Raw genomic sequence first — 18,411 nt, 5'->3', positions numbered from 1 at the left:
AGTGATGGTTGACGACAACGGGCAGCAGATGCTGAAAACCCGGCTGAAAGTGCTGCCAGCGTCACGCCCGGAGTGCAGGGCCGGGGGTGGTAGCGTCCTTCGCACCGGAACGGCGGCCGGCTGCTCTCAGGGTGCTCCCTGCATCTTCAGCGCAGAACGTATCGCACCCTGCAGCATCATGACCGAGCATAGATACACCTTCAGCACACATGCTCCCAAAATGACGACGCCCGGGTTCGTCCCGGTGCCAGAAGAGCCGTCAGAAAAAGCCATCGCAGTGCAGCACCCCGACCAGTCGTTCGATGTTCTGCAGGGCGAACGTGTCGAGACCGAAAAGAACCAACGGTTAACCCGGGACATGGATCGCATCAGGAGCCGGGGAACGTTCGCGGTCTTCGATCCGTGGCCTCCACACTCCTCATCGATGAAGCATGGCGCCCGCCCACCGGCCGGGCGCGTAAGGGCGCCATCCGGCGCGTAAGGGCGCCATCCGTGCCGGACGTGCAGCACGAGAGGCAGGTCTTCGGCACAGTGTCAGGCCGAATCGTCCCCGGGTTTCCGCCTCGCACCCTTCGGAACGTACTGCTCCATGCCGTCCTCCGTATGCACTTTTTCGAGAATCCCGGCCAGAGCTTCGGCAAGCCGCTGTGCGGCAGCGTGCGACATAGAGATGCGCGTGCCCTTCACGAACACCCGGTCGTCCCGGCGCAGGCCGGGCATCTCCAGAAAGTCGATAAAGACGTCGCGGTGCGTCACCTGGACGTACGCAAGGTTCGAGTAGGCGGTCTGCGTGATATCGGGCTGCAGTTCTTCCGGCTCGAACCGGTACCGCTCCCGAAGGTCGATCGCACCCGGCCCCTTCCGCTCTCGCTTCTCCTCTGCCAACCGTCACACCCCCGCTCCGAAAGTTCTGTACGTCTGCTCCGCATCAGGGTCCGACGAGGCTTCGCCGACAACCCAGGCGTCGGTATCGGCCGTCGCAACGGACAGGGGTTCCGCCTCCTCCCGCAGACGGGCGGTACAGTAGTCCCAGATCGCCGCGTCCATGCACTCCGTGCCGTCCCGGCCGTCGATGACGGCGTAGGCCAGGAGAAAAGGTCATGTTCCACGGCCTCGCAGAGAGATCCATGGCAACGACGATCCGGCTCCGCCGGGAGACAAAAGCCCGCCCGGATGCCGAGAAGGTGCACCCGCAGGAGAGCTACGACGACGTGGTCGGCCGTCTCCTGGACGCTGCATACGATCCGGAGCCCTTGAGCGAGGAGACACTGCAGAGGATCGAGGAGAGCATCGCCGACATGCATGCCGGCCAATGCCGGCCGTTCAAAAGGGTTTCCGGGAATTGGAACCGGCGACCTGCCATAGCCTTGGGTGCAACAGCCGGCGATACCATTATTTTTCACGAGAACCAATGAGGGCTATCCACCGCAGGGATTTGTAGTCACGGTAACGCACGTATGGGAGAGACGGCATGAGTCAGGTAAAAGAGCAGATAACTACCGAACTGAACGGTCTGCCCGAACAGGCATGCGAGGAGGTTCTCGACTTCATCCGGTTCCTCAAAACCCGGCACCGCAGGGACACCCGCAAGGCCGCCATAGCCAGCGAGTCTGCGCTGGGGAAGGACTGGCTGACGCCCGAGGAGGATGCGGCGTGGAGCCATTTGTAAAGGGGGATGGCGGCATCGTGCCGCTCTGCAACCCGTCATCCCGGCCCTCTGAGTGTGGAAGGGCATCTCCAGCATACCACGCTTCGGGAAGATTGATAGGATAGCCGCAGGAATATATCTGTGAAGAGGCTCTGGAAGAAATGAAATACAACGTTTTTGTCGAGAAGGACGAAGACGGCTACTTCGTCGCGACCATTCCGTCGCTCCCGGGATGCCATACCCAGGCAAAGAGTCTGGATGAGCTCTCTTCCCGCACCAGAGAGGCGATAGAGGCCTACCTGGATCTGCAGGGCTGCACCGGCAGCGGGTGCATTGAAATACGGGTCACAGATAGTGAAACCCGCCGATCCGACGAAGGGCGCTGATCCTCCTCTTCTTCACAGCCCCGCCGATCCCCGCCACCGAATACTTTTTGCCTCCCGCCGTCCTGAACCGCACCGATACGGACCGGCCATTCCGGTTCGATCGTTTCAGGAGGAAACCAACCATGCCCGAATTTGCCAACCCCTTTGCCGGGAACAACCTCGGCCGCAAGCTGACCCACGGCGAGATCCTGCGTGCGATCCGCTTCTCTGTCGCCGCCGAGTACGAGGCGATCCAGCTCTACATGCAGATCGCCGAGTCCACGGACAACGCACTCGTCAGAAAGGTGATGGTCGACGTGGCGAACGAAGAGAAAGAGCACGCCGGCGAGTTCCTGCGCCTGCTCCGCGAACTTGCGCCGGAGGAGATGGACTACTACGACCACGGCCACAAAGAAGTCGAAGAGATGATCGAAGAAGTCAAAAAGGGCGGGAAGTAACCCGCCGCCTGTTTTTTCACGGCAGACCCTGCGCCGGCATGCCGGGCGATCGGTTTGAATAGTCGGGACAGCGAATACCTCAACCAATGATGCCCGGACCCGAGGAGCGCATCGTCCAGAAGATAGAGATGCTCATCGACCGCAGCGAATTCATCGAGCAGCATATCTCCGACGAGATGCTGCACGACCGAATTCTCCGAAAGGCTCTCTACAAGGAGCTGCAGGAAGCAGTCGAGATCATGATGGACATCGGTGCCCTGGCGCGGCGCAGCATGCATGCGTCGGCACAGGACGACTACAGCACCATCGACGAACTCGTCAGGCTCGGGATTCTCACGCCGGAGACCGGCCGGGACGCAAAGACCGCAAACGGACTTCGAAACCGGCTCGTCCACGAGTACGACGGAGTCGACGATACAATCGCTTACACCGCCATGCACCGGCTGCTCCCCGTGCTGCGGACGTTCGCACAGGAGATAACGACATGGCTGAAAGAGCAGAAGACGAAATCATAAACCAATTCCGTGGCGTCCTGGGATCGGTCCGCGGCATCCTGCTCTACGGGTCAAGGGTGTGCGGCTATGCGGATAGCACGTCTGATACCGACCTCTGCCTCATCCTGCACGACAATGCGGACCGAACCGCCGTCTACACCAGCATCCTGAACGCGGAGCCGCAGTACGACATCGTCGTCTATGACGAGATCCCCTGGTACTTACGGGGCCGGATCCTCGAGCACCACCACGTCGTCTACGCAGAGGACCCGGAAGGTCTCGACTTCTGGCTCCACAAACAGCGCAGGGTCTGGCAGGACATGAAACGCCGGCAGCAGCCGGCCTCTCTCGACGACCTCCTCACGCGGGCCGGCCGGTAGGGGCAGGCACATGACCGCCCCGCCGCAGGCGCACCCGAACCGACCCCTGCCGCGGCTCCGTAGAGCAATACCGTCTCCCTTATATCCTCTTTTGACAAACACCACTCATTGTAGCCGCTGATGCGGCTGCAGACCCGACAGGAGGAACAGAAACATGCCCGAATTCGCAAATCCCTTTGCAGGAAACAATCTCGACCGCAAGCTGACGAAGGACGAACTCGTCCGCGCCATCCGCTACAACATGGCTGCGGAGTTCGAGGCGATCCAGCTCTACATGCAGCTTGCGGACGCCACCGACGACCCGCTCGCAAAAGAGGTCCTCATCGACATCGCGAACGAAGAGAAGGTCCACGCCGGCGAGTTCTACCGCCTCCTCATGGAGCTCGACCCGAAGGAGGGTGAGTACTACCAGGAGGGCGTGGCCGAGGTCGAGGAAGAGATCGAGAAGCTGGCCTCCCGGTCATAAGCACCCATTTTTTGCCGCTCCGGGGAGAGCAGTGCCGGCGTGGATCCGGAAAAAAGCCGGAAAAGCCCGGAAATGAATTATTGATCCTGAGAAATATATTTACCCCACAGATAAAATTAAATCACCGGGAGAGTAATCCTGATCAGCAATGATCCCGATCCCGGCAACCGATCCCGAGCTTCTCTCGCTCATAATTCTCCCGGTAGCCATATTCTTCGCCCGGATCTGCGACGTCACCGTCGGCACGATGCGGATCATCTTCATCTCGCGGGGCATGAAACTGATCGCGCCGGTGCTGGGATTCATCGAGGTCTTCATCTGGATCGTCGCGATCGGGCAGATCTTCCAGGACGTGACGAACCCGGTCAACTACTTCGCATATGCGGGGGGTTTTGCGGCCGGCAACTACATCGGCATGGTCATTGAGGAACGGCTCGCCATGGGGCTCACCCTGGTGCGGATCATCACCCAGCGGGACGCGACCAACCTCATCAGCCATCTCCGGGGATCGGGATACGGGGTGACCGTCATCGACGCCCAGGGAAAGATCGGGCCAGGCAAGATCATCTTCACCGTCATCAAGCGCAAGAACATCCCGGCCGTCGTGGATGCCGTCCACCAGTACAACCCGAAGGCGTTCTACTCCATCGAAGACGTCCGAAATGCCTATGAGGGGACATTTCCGGTCGTAGCACCGCGCCCGGCGCCGTTCTTCCTCGGAAAGGGTGTACGGAAGGGGAAGTGAGGCCCCACGTCACTGCCCGGCGGAGGAGATCCGGTAGATCGCGTTCGCGCTATCGTCGGAGACAAGCAGCGCGCCGTCCGGCATCACCTGCACGTCGACCGGGCGCCCCCAGGCTTCCCGGCCCTGCAGCCAGCCATCGGCAAAGACCTCGTAGCCGATCGGCGTATTGTTCTCATCGAGCCGCACCAGGGTCACCCGGTAGCCGATCGGGACGGCGCGGTTCCATGACCCGTGTTCGGCGATGAAGATCTGGTTCTGATACTCCTCCGGAAACTGCTGCCCGGTGTAAAACCGCATCCCGAGCGCCGCGACGTGCGGCCCGAGGTTCTGGACCGGCGCCGTGTAGTCGCTGCAGGGGTTGCCCGCCCCGAACTCGGCGTCCGGGATGGTGCCGGCGTGGCAGTAGGGGAAGCCGAAGTGCATCCCGGGCACAGGCGCCCGGTTGAGCTCGTCCGGCGGGATGTTCTCGCCCATCCAGTCGGCGCCGTTGTCGGTGAACCAGAGGACGCCGGTCTCAGGGTTCCAGTCAAAGCCCACGGTGTTGCGGATGCCGCGGGCGAAGATCTCGAGGTCCGAGCCGTCCGGGTTCATCCGCATGATCGTGCCGAACCGCTCGTCGTCGGGATTGCAGACGTTGCAGGGCATCCCGACCGGGACGTAGAGTTTTCCGTCGGGGCCAAACGCGATGAACTTCCAGCCGTGGGTAGGGTCGTCCGGGAAGTCGTCGTTCACCACGACCGGCTCGGGTGGGCTATCGAGGTTCGCCTCGATCTCGTCGTAACGGATGACGCGGTCGATCTCGGCGACGTAGAGCGAGCCGTTCCGGAATGCGACGCCGTTCGGGGAGTCAAGGCCGTCCGCAACGACGATCACTTCGTCGCCCTGCCCGTCCCGGTCGCGGTCCGGGATGGCGTAGACGGCGCCCGCTCCCCGGCTGCCGACGTAGAGCGTCCCCTCCGGCGAGAGCGTCATCGAGCGGGCGCCGGTGACGTTCGCTGCGTAGACGTCGATGGCAAAGCCGGGCGGGAGGCTGATGGTGTCGAGGGGCAGATCGCCGCCGGCCGTCCCGGTCGGCAGGGAGGTGACGACGAAGACCGCCAGGACGACGAAAACCACCGCCGTCAGCAGAATGACGAGAGTCCTGTGCCGCATGGCTATCAAACGCCGGTATCGGGGTGAAGGGATATAAAATGAGCGGCGGGGATCGTGGAGGGGGTGGTGCCGTCTCTACGACCGCCCAATGGGTAAGGCTCTTTCGGATGCGGTCTGCAGAAAAAGCGGAGAGGAAGGATCAGGTGAGGCCCTCCATCTCTGCCGGATCGACCGCCGGTACGTATCGGACGACTTCTGCCGATTTGCCGTTCCAGGTGGCAGTGCACGAAAACGCATACACCGGCGCGATATATTCCTGCGGTTCTGTTTGTATCTCCATCCAGTACCCGAGCGAGATGTCGGTTACCATGATTTTATCGTACTCCCATGGGAGTGGATCTTTCGTCAGGTTCCCCGAGCACAGCCGCTGGCATGCCTGCTCCGGCATTATGATCTTCACATCGCGGACCGGTTTCGGATCGAACTTCCTGAGGGAATTCGAGACTGCTACCACCTCGCCGTTTTCGCCGATCGATACCGTAATACCTGCGTTATAGACACGAAGGCCTTGAATTTTCTTTATGAAATGCACATGTTTGGTAAGAATATATTCCGTGACGGTCGGGCCTATGCTTCCACATGAAGATCCGACACTCACATCCTCAAAGTATACGCCATCGGAAAGGAGACCTCGCTCCTTCAGATAGGCCGTCGCAATCGCACGGGTCTCTTCGTCGGACGGAATGTCCGGTTGCTGGTGAGTGGTGTAGGGGTACGCCTTTTCCGGGATAATGTACTGAAACGCTCCGGAGTTCACGTAATAGTACACGCTTCCAGCGGAAGGTTCGGGCGTTTTCGCGTCTCCCGATACCCCGAACAGATTGTCGAGGCGCCGTTTTTCCCCGGTGCCATTGCCGGGGAGAACGGTCCGGTAGACCGGGTAGGACTCGTTCACGTCCGGGAACGGCGCGGCAAGGACGTACGGTCCGGACGATCCGACGATATTCGGAATCGAAAGGATGCCGATGGTGTCTGCTCCCGGCGCTGCCGGGTGCAGATAGGGCAGCCCGACGCCTGCGACGACGATACCCAGCACTATGACCGCGAATACCGCTAAGAACACATTTTTCCTCATCGCTCTTCCCTCGTAATCATCATGGCACTCGGACATCCACTCAAGCGGCGAACGTCATGGCTGCGATAAAAAATGATTCAGGTGAGGCCCTCCATCTCTGTCGGATCGACTGCCGGTACGTATCGGAAGACTTCTTCCGATTTGCCGTCCCACATTGCGTTGCATGAAAAGACGTACACCGGCACAATATATTCTTGGGGCTCGGTTTGTGTCTCCATCCAGTAACCGAGCGAGATGTTGGTCACTACGATTTTATCGTAGTCCTCTTGAAGCGGTTGGATCATGACGTCCCCCGCAGAGAGTCGCTGGTATGCCTGTTCCGGGGTTATGATCTTCACATCGCGGACCGGTTTCGGATCGAACTCCCTGAGGGAATTCGAGACAGCTACCACCTCGCCATTTTCTCCGATCGATACTGTAATACCTGCGGTATGCACACGAAGATCTTGAATTTTCTTTATGAAATGCACATGTTTGGTAAGGTTATATACCGTGACAGAGGTCGGGCTTCTGTTTTCACATGAAGATCCGATTTTCACATACTCAAAGTATACGTCGGCGGGAAAAAGGCCTCGCTCCTTCAGGTAGGTCGTCGCAATCGCACGAGCCTCTTCATCGGACGGGAGGTCTGGCTGCCTGTCGGTAGCATAGGGGTACGCCTTTGCCGGGATGATATACTGGAACGCCCCGGAGTTCGTGTAATAATATAACCTACCATCGGTTCTTTCAGGCTTTTCCACGCCTTCCGATACCCCAAACAGATCGCCGATGCGTCGTTTCTCCTCGGTGCTGGTGTCGGGGAGAACCGTCCGGTAGACCGGGTAGGAGTCGTTCACGTCCGGAAACGGCGCGGCAAGGACGTACGGCCCGGATGAACCGATGATATTCGGAGTCGAAGGGATGCCGATGGCGTCTGTTCCCGGCGCTGCCTGGTGCAGATAGGGCAGCCCGACGCCTGCGACGATGATTCCCAGCACAATGACCGCAAATACCGCTAAGAACACATTTTTCCTCATCGCTTCTCCCTCCTGCCCGGCAGACGTCAAACCCCCGACCCTACGAGGGGAAGAAGATCTTCACGGTATAAATACATTGCCACGGTCGGCCGTTCGTCTGACCGATTGATTTGGGAATACGTGTATTATAACAGCCATTTCCCCAGAATCTGGCGCAGAATGGCGATATTGGCACTCACCGAAAGGGCGGCTCACGTCGGGGTATACGGATCCGACCGCCTGCGGGCGAGGGGTACTCACCCCCATCCCACCCAAAACGAAAGCCAAATCAACGTCCGTTTCCCGGTTTTACCGACAGTTCCGGCGGCCAAGCCACGCTCAAAAAATTCGCCGGAAAATATCGCTCCGATTGGCGTAAAACGACAGGATCGCAAGGGCATATCGGCGATATGAGCCGGAGTAATTTTCCGGTCGATGTTTACTATGGCTCGCCCCGAGATCGTCCGTCTGAGGGCTTCTGTGAGGGTCGAAATTTCGGCAGAACGGGGCCGGATTCCTAATATATAAGCGTTGCTTGACCGGCATTGAGTTCTCCTCCCGGTGAGGGGCTTGCCGCCCTCACATCAGCCGGCGCATCTCCGCGAGGGCCGGGAAGACCACCGCCTCGCCGTCGACCTCCACCACCGGCTGGAGCCGGCCGGTGTCGACCCGCCGGAGGAGCGGCGAGAGGAAGTCGCGGCCCTTCGCGTAGTTGATGATCACCCCGGGCGAGAGCGGGTTGAAGGCGGGCATCATGAGAAGGTCCTGCCCGCCCGCGACGCCCCTGCCGTAGAGGAAGCAGGGGAACCGCTCCATCTCGATCTCGAGCACCGGATGGTCGTGCCCCATCACCAGGAAGCCGTGATCGGTGACCGCCTTGTCGCCGTGGATCATCGTAAACCCGCCGGCATCGTAGCGCTCGACGCTCCCGCCCATCACCGACGGGAGCATGGTGTCGTGCGAACCGCGGACATAGACCACCTCGCACTCGGCGGAGAGCGCCTGCACGATCGCCGAGAACTTCCGCTGCACGCTGCGGGCGATCCGGTCGAAGGAGTGAAAGATGTCACCGTCGAGGACGACCGTCCGCGGCGAGAAACGGTCCAGGATGGATGCAAACCGGTCGAGCAGGGTCTCGCCCTCGTGGAGCGGGAAGTGCAGCCCGTCCGCGTAGAGCGCCTCCTCAAGGCCGATGTGGATGTCGGAGACGACGCAGAGGCGCTCTTTGCGGATGTAGAGTGCGTTCTTGTAGAAATCGAACCGCCCGGTCAGGTCGGCCTCGGCCTGCAGGTTCACGCCGGAACATCTCCTGCAATCGAGGAGATCACCCGGCGCTGGAACTCCCGGAGCATCGAGAGCTTGTCTTTGACGTAGACGGCATCGCTGATCCCGAGCGTGGCGATCCCGAAGGCCATGGGGCTTGGGGAGAGCGCCTGCGTCGGCGCCACCGCGATCGCGCCCGACCGGACGCCCTCCACGATCGCCCTGATATTCGCCACCTCGAACTTGTCCTCGATCACCTCGCGGTAGGTCTCTTTCATCACCGCGAAGTCCTCGAGGCTCTGGGCAAACGAGATGAGCATGTCCGCGCTCACCTGCTGCCGCCGGGCGCTCCTGCGCCTGCCGCGGTAATTCCGCAGGATCATGTACGAGCGCGAGGCGTTGATCCGGAAGATCCGCTTGAGGAGCTGGGTGTTGTCGATCGCCGTCTCCAGGATCGCCTCGCATCCCCCCGGGTGGAGCCGGGCGACGATCCCGGGAATGTCGGCCTCTTTCTCCAGCGGGAGCGAGACGGCAAAGCCGGTATCGCTGATCCCGACCGAGACGTTGGTGGTCACCTCCTGCGAGATGAGGTAGGCGACGATCCGCGAGAACCCGTCGTTGAACCGCAGCCCGTAGTTGGCCATCACGTAGTAGAGGCGGCGGCGGTTCGTCAGGTCGGCCTGCTCCTCGACGACGATCCGCTCCGTCGTCGGGATCGCATCCTCCCCCAGGTACTGCACCTGCTGGGCGAAGATCTCGCAGATACTCCGGGCGGAGTTCTCGTCGATCGGATACTCCGCCAGGAGGTGGGCGACGAGGGCCTCGGGTTCGGAGTCCTGCATCCGCCGGATCATCATCTCCTTGAACGAGAGGACGTGGAGTCCGAGGTCGAAGGAGAGGGGGAGCTTTTCCGAGAACCAGCTCGGGATCGTCGGCCGGGCGGTCGTCGGGTCGACGTAGAGTTTCCCGCCGCGCCGGTAGGCGAAGGCGTAGCGCTGCCCGCCGAGGACGAAGACGTCCCCCTTGTTCATCCGCTCCAGGTACTTCTCGTCGAGCGTCCCGACCCACTGCTGGTCGCGGGTCAGGACGTCGCAGGAGAACTCGTCGGGAATAGTCCCGGAATTGAGGAAATAGATCATCCGGGCATTCCGGCCGCGCTTGCCGATCATCCCGGTCTCCGGATCGTGCCAGATCTTCGCGTAGATGTGCCGCTCCTCAAGCCCCGCGTAGTCTCCGGCGAGGTAGCGGACGACGCTCATCAGGTCTTCCTCGGCAAGGTCGCGGTAGCAGTGGGACCGGCGGACCACGGCGCGGACGGCATCGAGGCTGCACCGCCCCTCGAGCGCCATCCCGAAGACGTGCTGCGCGAGGACGTCGAGGCAGTTCTCCGGGATGTGGATCCGGTCCACAAACCCGTCCCGCCCCTCGCGGAGCATCACCGCGCACTCCACGAGCTCGTCGCGGTCGAGGACGAGGATCCTGCCCTTCACCACCTCGCCGAGGCGGTGGCCGGCACGGCCGATCCGCTGGAGGAGCGCCGCGACCGACTTCGGTGAGCCGATCTGCAGCACGAGGTCGATGTGGGGCATATCCACCCCGAGTTCGAGCGAGGTCGAGGAGGTCGCCACCCGGAGATCGCCGGACTTGAGTTTCTCCTCGATCGCAAGCCTCCCCTCCTTCCCCATCGAGCCGTGGTGGCAGCCCGAGTTCTCCTCGGTGTAGCAGCCCGGGTAGCGGACGCGGAGGTTGTGCAGCACCCGCTCGGCGCCGTTCCGGGTGTTGGTGAAGATGAGGGTATTCTTATGCTCCTGCACCATCCGGTGGACGATATCGTAGAGCCGGAGGTTCACCTCCTCGGGCGAGGCCTCGATCAGGTCCGGGACCGGGCAGACGAGCTGCAGGTCGAACTCGCGGGCGAACCGTGTGTCGACGATCGAGACGTCTCTCCCGGCGCCGACGAGGAACCGGGCGATCTCGTCGAGCGGCTCGATCGTCGCGGAGCAGCCGATCCTGACGAACCCGCCCTCGGGTTTTCCGATCAGCGCTTCGAGCCGCTCCAGGCTGACCGAGAGGTGCACGCCCCGTTTTGAGCCCGCGAGCGAGTGGATCTCGTCGACGACGACCCAGCGGACGGTCTTGAGCTTCTCGCAAAACCGCGGGGAGTTTAAGAGGATGCCGAGGGTCTCGGGCGTGACGTTGAGGATGTGCGGGGGCTTGCGGCGCATCTTCGCCTTATCGGCGCGTGAGACGTCGCCGTGGCGGATGGCGTGCCGGATCTCGCCGCACGAAACGCCGCGCTCTTCCATGACGGCGCGGATCTCGCGGAGGGGCACGGCGAGATTCTTCTGGATGTCGTTCGCGAGCGACTTTAGGGGGGAGACGTAGAGGCAGTAGACGCTGTCGTCGAGGCCTTCGGTCCGCGAGAGCGCCACGAGCTCGTCGATGATCGCGAGGAACGCAGAGAGCGTCTTCCCCGAACCCGTCGGCGAGCATACCAGGACGTTCTGTCCGTCGTGGATGAGCGGGACCGCCATCCGCTGCGGCGGGGTGAAGAGCGCATCGCGCCCGCCGAAGGTTCGTATACACCATTCTCTGACATTCTCGTCCAGAAGGTCGAGGATCGCCTCGTCGCCTGCCGCTGCTGTAGTGCTGTCCATGGAATTCACTGCCTGTTACTGAAACGATCTCGCTGTCGTGCGTCTGCCCACCGGGTCCGGGCGGGCGACGGGCTGCCGGAAAGAGGACGGGGAATTAACAAACAATGCTTCAGAAGCCAGGGAATATACCAAGCATTTCTTTTATTTTCAGGATTGCCCCGCAAAACTACCGTATAGCGCTGCGCTCTAATACCTATAATTTGAGAAATACTATTGCATAACCTTTTCGCCGCAGCAGGCATCCGCCGGATGCCGCGCGAACATTTTCCCGAAAATAAACAGGAGTTTGAGAGCATATGAGCAATATTTCGACCGTATTTGTTCCACCGCCCTGCTCCTGCAGAAGGCGGAACGGCGAGAGGCAACCGGACAGACTACAGACATATATTCACCCATACAACGCCACTCGCGGCACCGCGCACGATTCTCTCCCATGCACGCCCATGCGGCTGAATTTCCGCGAAGAACAGGAAATTCTAATGTATGATCTGGTGAAATGTTTACCAGGAAGTACGATGACAGATCACCCGGTAAAGGACATGATGCGATTGATGGCAACGAGAATCAGAACCATCTCCGATGTCATGTCCGATGAGGAGATAGACACGCTGATCACCGAGATACAGAGCGCAGACCGCGTCTACACCATCGGCGCGGGGCGCTCCGGCCTCGTGGCAAAGGCGTTTGCCATGCGGCTCATGCACCTTGGCCTGCAGTCGTTCGTCGTCGGGGAGACCGTCACCCCGGCGATGCAGGAAGGAGACATCATCATCGCGTTCTCGGGCTCGGGCGAGACGAAGACCGTCGCGGACATCTCCGAGACGGTCAAGGACATCGGCGGCAAGGTCTGCCTGATCACCTCGAAACGCGACTCCCGGATCGGCCGCATGGCAGACTGCGTCGTCATCATCGAGAGCCAGCGCGACAAGGTCGCCGACGAGTCGGCTGAGTTCGAGATCCGGCAGATGATGGGCGAGCACAAATCCTTCGCACCGCTCGGGACGATCTTCGAGACGACCGCGATGGTCTTTGCCGACGCAATCATCTCCCGGCTCATGGAGATCCGGCAGTGCGACGTGGAAGAACTCCGGTGCAGGCATGCCAACATCGAGTGAGGCAGGAAGGCCAAAGATGAACGAGCGGAGATATGCCCGGCGGGTCACCCGGATAGGGGCATCCGGGATCCGGAAACTCTTCGATGCGGGCGGGGCGGACGCCATCAACCTCGGCATCGGCCAGCCCGACTTCGACACGCCCGCCCACATCAAAGAGGCAGCGATCCGGGCGATCCGGGAGGGAAAGACCGGTTACACCCCGAACGCGGGGATACCGGGACTGCGGAGCGCGATCTGCGAGAAACTCTCCCGCGAGAACAGCCTCACGTACACCCCGGACGAGCTCATCGTGACGGCCGGCGGGAGCGAGGCGATCCACCTCGTCATGCAGGCCCTCGTCGACGACGGCGACCGCGTCCTCTTCGCCGACCCCGGGTTCGTCTCCTACCAGGCGCTGGCAACGGTCGCCGGCGGCCGGTCGGAGGGTGTCGCGCTCGATGCGGCGCTGCATATCGATATCGAGAAGGCGAAAGAGCAGATGGACGGCGCCCGGCTCTTCATCCTCAACTCGCCGGCAAACCCGACCGGTGCTGTCGAGAGTCCCGACGCAATCCGGGCGCTGGTCGAATACGCAAACGACCGCGGCGTGACCGTGGTGAGCGACGAGGTCTACGAGCACTTCGTGTACGAAAAAGAGCACTGTAGCGCAGCCCGCTACGGCGAAGACGTCATCACCATCAACGCCGCCAGCAAGACCTACGCCATGACCGGGTGGCGCGTCGGGTTCCTGGCAGCGCCGGAAGAGTACGTCGAGCAGTGCATGAAGGTGCACCAGTACTGCCAGGCCTGCGCGACCTCCATCTCCCAGTACGCCGCACTCGCCGCATACACCGGCGACCAGGGAGCCGTCCGGATGATGCGGGACGAGTACCGGGCACGCCGTGACCTCCTCTACGACGGCCTGACGGAGATCGGGCTCGACTTCCCGCGGCCGGAGGGTGCATTCTACATGTTCGTCCCGATGGGGCGAACGCTTATACGGCAGGCGATCGAGAAGGGAGTGATCATCGTGCCGGGAGAGGCCTTCGGCACGAATATGCCCGAACATGCCCGCTTCAGCTACGCAACGTCGCAGGAGAACCTCCGGCGGGCTGTCGAGAGGCTGAAAACGATACTGGAGTGAACTTGGAAATGGTAAAGGAACTACTCAAGAGGCTCTCGGACGCCCACGGGCTGTCGAGCAGCGAAGGGGCAATCAGGGCTATCATCAGAGAGGAGCTCGACGGCCACGTCGACGAGCTGCGGGAAGACCTCGCGGGCAACCTGATCGCGGTGAAGCGCGGCGGGGACTTCTCGGTCATGATCGCCGCGCACATGGACGAGATCGGCCTGATGGTGCAGTACATCGATGAGAGAGGATTTATCAGGGTCATCCCGATCGGCGGATGGTTCGTGCCCGTCCTCTACACCCAGCGCGTCGTCCTGCACGGCAGGAACGGCCCTGTTCTCGGCGTCCTCGGTGCGAAGCCCCCGCACGTGATGAAAGAGGAGGAGCGCAAGAAGGAGGTCAAGATCGAGGATATGTTCATCGACGTCGGGGCGTCGAGCGGCGATGCGGTGGCGGCTCTCGGGATTGATATCGGCACGCCCGTCACCATCGACCGCGAGTTCGCCGACCTCGCCGGCACCCGGGTGACCGGGAAAGCGCTCGACAACCGGGTGGGCGTCGCCATGCTGATCCGGGCGCTCCAGCAGGCACAGTCCCCCCACACCATCTACGGCGTCTTCACCGTCCAGGAGGAGATCGGGCTGAAGGGCGCAAAGGTCAGCGCGTACTCACTCGACCCCGACTGCGCCATCGCAACCGACGTCACCATCCCGGGCGACCACCCCGGGATCGAGAAGAAGGACGCGAGCATCGAGATGGGCGCCGGGCCGGTGCTCGTCATCGTCAGCGCCGGCGGACGCGGCCTGATGGCCGACCCCCGGATGACCGCGTGGCTGCGGGAGACCGGCGAGAAGAACGATATTCCGGTGCAGATCGAGGTCGGGACCGGTGGGAACACCGACGCCACCATCATCCACCTCGAGCGGGGCGGTATCCCGAGCATCCCGCTCTCCATCGCCGCACGCTACATCCACTCCCCCGTCGAGGTCATCGACATCGCCGACGTCGAGGCAGGTATCAGGCTGCTCGTCGCGGCGCTGAAGACCAGACCTGACCTGTAACTTTTTTTTGTCCCGGAGATCCGTCCGGGCGCAGGCCATATATACCAGGACGGGGGAAGGCAACCCCGCCGAGTGCCCGGATCCGCCGGGTGGGGGGGACGTATATGACCTGGATCGAGGACGTTGTCATCGGAAATCTGCTTGATTATGCCAGACTCATCATCGTCGGCATCTTCGCCTATCTTGCACTCGTGATCATCCTTCGCGTCTCGGGCAAACGGACGCTCGCCGCGATGAACGCCTTCGACTTCATCGTCACCGTCGCCCTCGGGTCGACCCTCGCATCGGTCATCACGTCCACGACCGTATCGCTGCTCGAGGGGATCTTCGCACTCCTCATCCTCGTCGGCCTGCAGTATGTCGTCACCTGGTTCTCGGTCAGGATAAACCTCGTCGAGAGAATGGCCAAGTCAGAACCGCGCCTCCTCTACTACGACGGCACGCTGCTCCGGGACGCCATGAAGGACGAGCGGATCACCGAGGCGGAGATCGAGCAGGCGCTCCGCGCCCAGGGGGCGGGCAGCCGGGAAAGCGTGCACGCAGTCGTTCTCGAGACGAACGGCAACCTCTCCGTCATCTCGCAGGGCGGGGACGGAGAGGTGACATCGCTCTCGAACGTCAAGGGGCCACGGCCATAAGGAAAACCGACACCCTGCGGTCATGAAAGGAGAGGCGTAAGAAGAGCGGTGCCCGAGGGTTGAATGCATACCCTGGGTGCATTTCGGACTGCGGTGGGGTGTCTTTGTCATGCATAAACCTTGTACCGGCTCGGTTTATGCATTCACCCCATCGCGGCGATGCACCTTCAGGTATGATCCTTCCCTCAGGCAAGCACTCCAGAGACTCTATAGTATATAATGATTCTTTTACCACTGCCGCAGCAATGACAATCGGGTGTGTAACGGCCGCGCTCGTCGTCGATTACGGCAAACGAACGGTGAAGAGTGCGGCTTTGGAAGGCTCGCACGAGAATATCTTCCGGGACGGCGGGCCGTGGAGAAGAACGTATACAGTGCACGACCAAAGGTCGATGCGGCATGCTCCCAGGGTCCGTCAACATCGCCGGTCAAAATAGGTTGGAACCGAAGAAGAACGGGGTGCCCGAGGGAGAAATACATACCCTGGGTGCATTTCGGACTGTGGCAGGGTGTTTTTGTCACACATAAGCCTTGTACCGGCTCGGCTTATGCATTCACCCTACCATGGCGATGCACCTTCAGGTGCGATCCCTCCCTCAGGCAAGCACCCCAGAGACTCTATAGTATATAGATTTTTGTCGGCCATGACCGTGTCCATTACCGGGCACCGTCAGTCCTCGACAAAGATCACCGTCACCGGGCACTCATCGGCAGCCTCCCGGACACACGCCTCGCTTCCCTCAGGAGCATCACCCTCCGCCGGGTCACCGCCGGTCCGGAATTCCTCGACGACCTGACTCTTCTCGTCCTCGGGATTCTGTTCGAAGAACTCCGGACAGAGCAGCCAGCAGGCCTCGCAGCTGATACATTCTTCCCGGTCGATTGTCACTTTCACCATCATGCATTCCTCCGCGAATCGGCGGTTTGTCTCGTCAAGGACGCTCATCCATGTTAAACGTAGCGCATTCGCAAGACCTCGGCGAGGCGGAAAGAGCGCTTGCGGGTGCTCTTTGACAACGCTTAACTGACGCCGCCCCGATACCGTACCAGCAATGGATATTCATACCGAGAGAAGAAACGGGGTGCTGATCGCCGGGGTTGCCGGAAGACTCGACGGCTACGGGGCGGGCCGCCTCGAAGAGGCCATCGCCGGAGCCCTGCAGGACGACGACCGGTCGATCGCGATCGACTGCGAGAGGATGACCTATCTCAGCAGTGCCGGGATCCGCATCTTCATCGCGCTGAAGAAGCGGCTGAAGGAGCGCGGCGGGACCGTTGTTCTTGCCCGCGTCGGCGACTACCCGCGAAAAGTGCTGGAGATGGCGGGGGTGCATACCGTTATCCTCTCGTATCCGACGCTCGATGCGGCGGTCGACGCCTGCTCCGCCTCCGGCGACAGTCTCTCTGTGCTCCATGAGATCGAGAATCCGTCACGGGTGCGGGACGGGGTGCGCTACTCGATCGAGACCACCTCACGCGATCCGGGCAGGCTCCGGGTGACCGGCAGTATTCAGGACGTCCTCTTCGCCAGGATCGATGAAGCGGCGATCCATGCCCTGCGCTTCTCCGACACGGGATACTCCCTCGGCCTCGGAGCGCTCGGGGAGAATGCGGCGGATGCGATGACCCTGCTCGGCGAGATGATCACACTCCACGGCTCGATGGTCTGGCTGCCGACGGACGGTCACGACACGCCGGATTTTCTGAACGCGATGCAGGATACGGGGGACGTCAGGATCTATTCGGGGTTCAACGTAACCCTCGACGGGCCGTTTGCCGAGACCATCACCATAGAGACCGAGAGCGACGAAGGGATCACCCTCGCAGACCTCTACCGGCTGATCTTTTCGCTGGCGGCGGAGCGGAGGCGCGACCACGCCGGGGTGGTCGCCGTCGCCATCTGGGCGGTGACCGCCGGGATCTGCAGTTCGGGGATCAAGCGCGCTCCCCTCCGCGACGCCGCCCCGGCGAACGAAAGATCCATCATGGACCCACAGCATATTCAGGATTGGATTGCCGTCGACGAGGAGCCGAAGTACCGCGGCGATACGATGGTCGGCTTCGGCATCGGCGTAAACCTTGCAGGCGATCTCTCCGCCTACGATCCCGGGGCGATCGGTGCGCTTTCGTACCACCATCCTGCCAACCGCGGATCTGCCGATCAGTATCTGCACAACCACGCCGTTATCTTCCGGGGGATCCCCTGGGACGGGTCGCTCGACCTCGAACGCCAGATCCGGCGGATCGTGACCGACGGGGAGTTCCTGGATATGCGCCACCTCCTGGACAGCACCCGGGTGCGCAAAGCGAAACTCGGGGTAGCGTACATCGCGGAGATCGTCCGGGAGGCCTGAGGGGCAACGCCGGAAGGCGAAGACCTTTCGGGAACGGGTTGCCGCTGAGACCATCACACACGCTCCGGCAGGCGGGAGCTACCCCCCGCTGCATTCGATTTTTCTTCGAGGGGCCGCTCCTCTCGCAGACCCGACAGTCGCGATCTTCGTCCAATGGTCATGGCGACGCTGACGACACCAGCCTGATAGAGCAGGGTGCTGCAGGCGCCTCAAAGAAGGCGCGTACAAAGCAGATGCTGCAATCAAAGAAATACACAAAAACAAGACGCCCCGGCCGGGATTTGAACCCGGGTCAAAAGCTCCGCAGGCTTCTAGGATATCCTCTACCCTACCGGGACTTCTGGGGCTGTACCCTACCTAATAAGGTAGATCTTTCAGAGATAAAAAGGATTGCACAGCGCGGGGAGGGTTCTGCATCCCGAAAAACACCGCTCTCA

The 18,411-nt window shown here is 61.5% G+C and carries 21 protein-coding genes and 1 tRNA gene; 14 read left to right on the top strand and 8 right to left on the bottom strand.

The annotated features are described in order from the left end of the window. Positions 1–4: 4 nt before the first annotated feature. Complete coding sequence (locus tag FGU65_RS01340) at positions 5–481, top strand: hypothetical protein (RefSeq protein WP_301662595.1); 477 nt, start codon at positions 5–7, stop codon at positions 479–481. Between the two features lie 53 nt (positions 482–534). On the opposite strand, the gene FGU65_RS01335 is transcribed toward FGU65_RS01340, so the two are convergent. Then, entirely contained in the window at positions 535–885 is a 351-nt protein-coding gene (locus tag FGU65_RS01335; RefSeq protein ID WP_301662594.1) for a DUF3467 domain-containing protein, read from the bottom strand. 242 nt (positions 886–1,127) lie between these two features. Here FGU65_RS01335 and FGU65_RS01330 point away from each other — a divergent pair, with 242 nt between their 5' ends. The 8 genes from FGU65_RS01330 (at position 1,128) to FGU65_RS01295 (ending at position 4,556) form a co-directional block, all read left to right on the top strand. Beyond that, positions 1,128–1,415, top strand: a complete 288-nt coding sequence (locus FGU65_RS01330; protein ID WP_367652338.1) for a DUF7557 family protein — start codon at positions 1,128–1,130, stop codon at positions 1,413–1,415. A gap of 56 nt (positions 1,416–1,471) precedes the next feature. Then, complete coding sequence (locus FGU65_RS01325; RefSeq protein ID WP_301662593.1) at positions 1,472–1,669, top strand: hypothetical protein; 198 nt, start codon at positions 1,472–1,474, stop codon at positions 1,667–1,669. 140 nt (positions 1,670–1,809) lie between these two features. Further along, a complete protein-coding gene (locus tag FGU65_RS01320) occupies positions 1,810–2,034 on the top strand; it encodes a type II toxin-antitoxin system HicB family antitoxin (protein ID WP_301662592.1) in 225 nt (74 codons plus the stop codon). A 122-nt stretch (positions 2,035–2,156) separates the two neighbouring features. Then, on the top strand, positions 2,157–2,471 hold the full coding sequence (gene encB / locus FGU65_RS01315) for an encapsulin nanocompartment ferritin-likeEncB family encapsulin nanocompartment ferritin-like cargo protein cargo protein (protein WP_301662591.1): 315 nt from the start codon (positions 2,157–2,159) through the stop codon (positions 2,469–2,471). Positions 2,472–2,557: 86 nt separating this feature from the next. Next, a complete protein-coding gene (gene hepT, locus FGU65_RS01310; protein ID WP_301662590.1) occupies positions 2,558–2,986 on the top strand; it encodes a type VII toxin-antitoxin system HepT family RNase toxin in 429 nt (142 codons plus the stop codon). Next, entirely contained in the window at positions 2,956–3,345 is a 390-nt protein-coding gene (locus FGU65_RS01305) for a nucleotidyltransferase domain-containing protein (RefSeq protein ID WP_301662589.1), read from the top strand. The genes hepT and FGU65_RS01305 overlap by 31 nt, the downstream gene beginning before the upstream one ends. Before the next feature lie 154 nt (positions 3,346–3,499). After that, entirely contained in the window at positions 3,500–3,811 is a 312-nt protein-coding gene (gene encB, locus FGU65_RS01300; RefSeq protein ID WP_301662588.1) for an encapsulin nanocompartment ferritin-likeEncB family encapsulin nanocompartment ferritin-like cargo protein cargo protein, read from the top strand. Between the two features lie 148 nt (positions 3,812–3,959). Beyond that, on the top strand, positions 3,960–4,556 hold the full coding sequence (locus FGU65_RS01295) for a DUF2179 domain-containing protein (protein ID WP_301662587.1): 597 nt from the start codon (positions 3,960–3,962) through the stop codon (positions 4,554–4,556). Between the two features lie 9 nt (positions 4,557–4,565). Here FGU65_RS01295 and FGU65_RS01290 read toward each other — a convergent pair whose 3' ends face one another. From FGU65_RS01290 to FGU65_RS01270, 5 genes are all read right to left on the bottom strand, one after another. After that, positions 4,566–5,708 carry a PQQ-dependent sugar dehydrogenase gene (locus FGU65_RS01290; protein ID WP_301662586.1) on the bottom strand — a complete coding sequence of 381 codons (1,143 nt, stop codon included), beginning with the start codon at positions 5,706–5,708 and terminating at the stop codon, positions 4,566–4,568. A 139-nt stretch (positions 5,709–5,847) separates the two neighbouring features. Further along, on the bottom strand, positions 5,848–6,819 hold the full coding sequence (locus FGU65_RS01285) for a hypothetical protein (RefSeq protein ID WP_301662585.1): 972 nt from the start codon (positions 6,817–6,819) through the stop codon (positions 5,848–5,850). Between the two features lie 41 nt (positions 6,820–6,860). Further along, complete coding sequence (locus FGU65_RS01280) at positions 6,861–7,799, bottom strand: hypothetical protein (protein WP_301662584.1); 939 nt, start codon at positions 7,797–7,799, stop codon at positions 6,861–6,863. 558 nt (positions 7,800–8,357) lie between these two features. Next, a complete protein-coding gene (locus tag FGU65_RS01275; RefSeq protein WP_301662583.1) occupies positions 8,358–9,074 on the bottom strand; it encodes a metallophosphoesterase in 717 nt (238 codons plus the stop codon). Beyond that, on the bottom strand, positions 9,071–11,698 hold the full coding sequence (locus tag FGU65_RS01270; RefSeq protein ID WP_301662582.1) for an ATP-dependent helicase: 2,628 nt from the start codon (positions 11,696–11,698) through the stop codon (positions 9,071–9,073). Before FGU65_RS01270 ends, FGU65_RS01275 begins: the two co-directional genes overlap by 4 nt. Positions 11,699–12,213: 515 nt before the next feature. Between FGU65_RS01270 and hxlB the strand changes: the two genes are divergently transcribed. From hxlB to FGU65_RS01250, 4 genes are all read left to right on the top strand, one after another. Then, entirely contained in the window at positions 12,214–12,813 is a 600-nt protein-coding gene (hxlB, locus tag FGU65_RS01265; protein WP_301662581.1) for a 6-phospho-3-hexuloisomerase, read from the top strand. Between the two features lie 16 nt (positions 12,814–12,829). Beyond that, complete coding sequence (locus FGU65_RS01260; RefSeq protein WP_301662921.1) at positions 12,830–13,936, top strand: pyridoxal phosphate-dependent aminotransferase; 1,107 nt, start codon at positions 12,830–12,832, stop codon at positions 13,934–13,936. A gap of 8 nt (positions 13,937–13,944) precedes the next feature. After that, the gene (locus tag FGU65_RS01255) at positions 13,945–14,982 is read left to right on the top strand and encodes a M42 family metallopeptidase (RefSeq protein ID WP_301662580.1); all 1,038 of its coding nucleotides are present in this window, start codon (positions 13,945–13,947) and stop codon (positions 14,980–14,982) included. A 104-nt stretch (positions 14,983–15,086) separates the two neighbouring features. Beyond that, entirely contained in the window at positions 15,087–15,620 is a 534-nt protein-coding gene (locus tag FGU65_RS01250) for a DUF421 domain-containing protein (protein ID WP_301662579.1), read from the top strand. A 670-nt stretch (positions 15,621–16,290) separates the two neighbouring features. Here FGU65_RS01250 and FGU65_RS01245 read toward each other — a convergent pair. After that, complete coding sequence (locus FGU65_RS01245) at positions 16,291–16,521, bottom strand: ferredoxin (protein ID WP_301662578.1); 231 nt, start codon at positions 16,519–16,521, stop codon at positions 16,291–16,293. 151 nt (positions 16,522–16,672) lie between these two features. Here FGU65_RS01245 and FGU65_RS01240 point away from each other — a divergent pair, with 151 nt between their 5' ends. After that, positions 16,673–17,974, top strand: coding sequence for an STAS domain-containing protein (locus tag FGU65_RS01240; protein WP_301662577.1), 1,302 nt, complete (start codon positions 16,673–16,675; stop codon positions 17,972–17,974). Positions 17,975–18,240: 266 nt separating this feature from the next. Here the strand turns inward: FGU65_RS01240 and FGU65_RS01235 are convergent. Then, positions 18,241–18,312: transfer RNA gene (locus tag FGU65_RS01235), tRNA-Arg, on the bottom strand. Positions 18,313–18,411 lie beyond the last annotated feature (99 nt).

Origin of the sequence: Methanoculleus frigidifontis (assembly GCF_030464345.1) — an archaeon.
Lineage (GTDB): Archaea > Halobacteriota > Methanomicrobia > Methanomicrobiales > Methanoculleaceae > Methanoculleus_A > Methanoculleus_A frigidifontis.
Note: the sequence above shows the minus strand (reverse complement) of the source record. Positions and strands in the feature narration are given on the sequence as shown.

What these genes read in the sequence shown, in the direction of transcription:
- FGU65_RS01320 (WP_301662592.1), top strand. Translation starts at nt 1,810, where the DNA reads ATGAAATACAACGTTTTTGTCGAGAAGGACGAAGACGGCTACTTCGTC.
- FGU65_RS01280 (WP_301662584.1), bottom strand. Translation starts at nt 7,799, where the DNA reads ATGAGGAAAAATGTGTTCTTAGCGGTATTTGCGGTCATTGTGCTGGGA.
- FGU65_RS01330 (WP_367652338.1), top strand. Translation starts at nt 1,128, where the DNA reads ATGGCAACGACGATCCGGCTCCGCCGGGAGACAAAAGCCCGCCCGGAT.
- encB (WP_301662588.1), top strand. Translation starts at nt 3,500, where the DNA reads ATGCCCGAATTCGCAAATCCCTTTGCAGGAAACAATCTCGACCGCAAG.
- FGU65_RS01270 (WP_301662582.1), bottom strand. Translation starts at nt 11,698, where the DNA reads ATGGACAGCACTACAGCAGCGGCAGGCGACGAGGCGATCCTCGACCTT.
- FGU65_RS01325 (WP_301662593.1), top strand. Translation starts at nt 1,472, where the DNA reads ATGAGTCAGGTAAAAGAGCAGATAACTACCGAACTGAACGGTCTGCCC.
- FGU65_RS01240 (WP_301662577.1), top strand. Translation starts at nt 16,673, where the DNA reads ATGGATATTCATACCGAGAGAAGAAACGGGGTGCTGATCGCCGGGGTT.
- FGU65_RS01290 (WP_301662586.1), bottom strand. Translation starts at nt 5,708, where the DNA reads ATGCGGCACAGGACTCTCGTCATTCTGCTGACGGCGGTGGTTTTCGTC.
- encB (WP_301662591.1), top strand. Translation starts at nt 2,157, where the DNA reads ATGCCCGAATTTGCCAACCCCTTTGCCGGGAACAACCTCGGCCGCAAG.
- FGU65_RS01295 (WP_301662587.1), top strand. Translation starts at nt 3,960, where the DNA reads ATGATCCCGATCCCGGCAACCGATCCCGAGCTTCTCTCGCTCATAATT.
- FGU65_RS01340 (WP_301662595.1), top strand. Translation starts at nt 5, where the DNA reads ATGGTTGACGACAACGGGCAGCAGATGCTGAAAACCCGGCTGAAAGTG.
- FGU65_RS01255 (WP_301662580.1), top strand. Translation starts at nt 13,945, where the DNA reads ATGGTAAAGGAACTACTCAAGAGGCTCTCGGACGCCCACGGGCTGTCG.
- FGU65_RS01260 (WP_301662921.1), top strand. Translation starts at nt 12,830, where the DNA reads ATGAACGAGCGGAGATATGCCCGGCGGGTCACCCGGATAGGGGCATCC.
- FGU65_RS01245 (WP_301662578.1), bottom strand. Translation starts at nt 16,521, where the DNA reads ATGATGGTGAAAGTGACAATCGACCGGGAAGAATGTATCAGCTGCGAG.
- hepT (WP_301662590.1), top strand. Translation starts at nt 2,558, where the DNA reads ATGATGCCCGGACCCGAGGAGCGCATCGTCCAGAAGATAGAGATGCTC.
- FGU65_RS01250 (WP_301662579.1), top strand. Translation starts at nt 15,087, where the DNA reads ATGACCTGGATCGAGGACGTTGTCATCGGAAATCTGCTTGATTATGCC.
- FGU65_RS01285 (WP_301662585.1), bottom strand. Translation starts at nt 6,819, where the DNA reads ATGTCCGAGTGCCATGATGATTACGAGGGAAGAGCGATGAGGAAAAAT.
- hxlB (WP_301662581.1), top strand. Translation starts at nt 12,214, where the DNA reads ATGACAGATCACCCGGTAAAGGACATGATGCGATTGATGGCAACGAGA.
- FGU65_RS01305 (WP_301662589.1), top strand. Translation starts at nt 2,956, where the DNA reads ATGGCTGAAAGAGCAGAAGACGAAATCATAAACCAATTCCGTGGCGTC.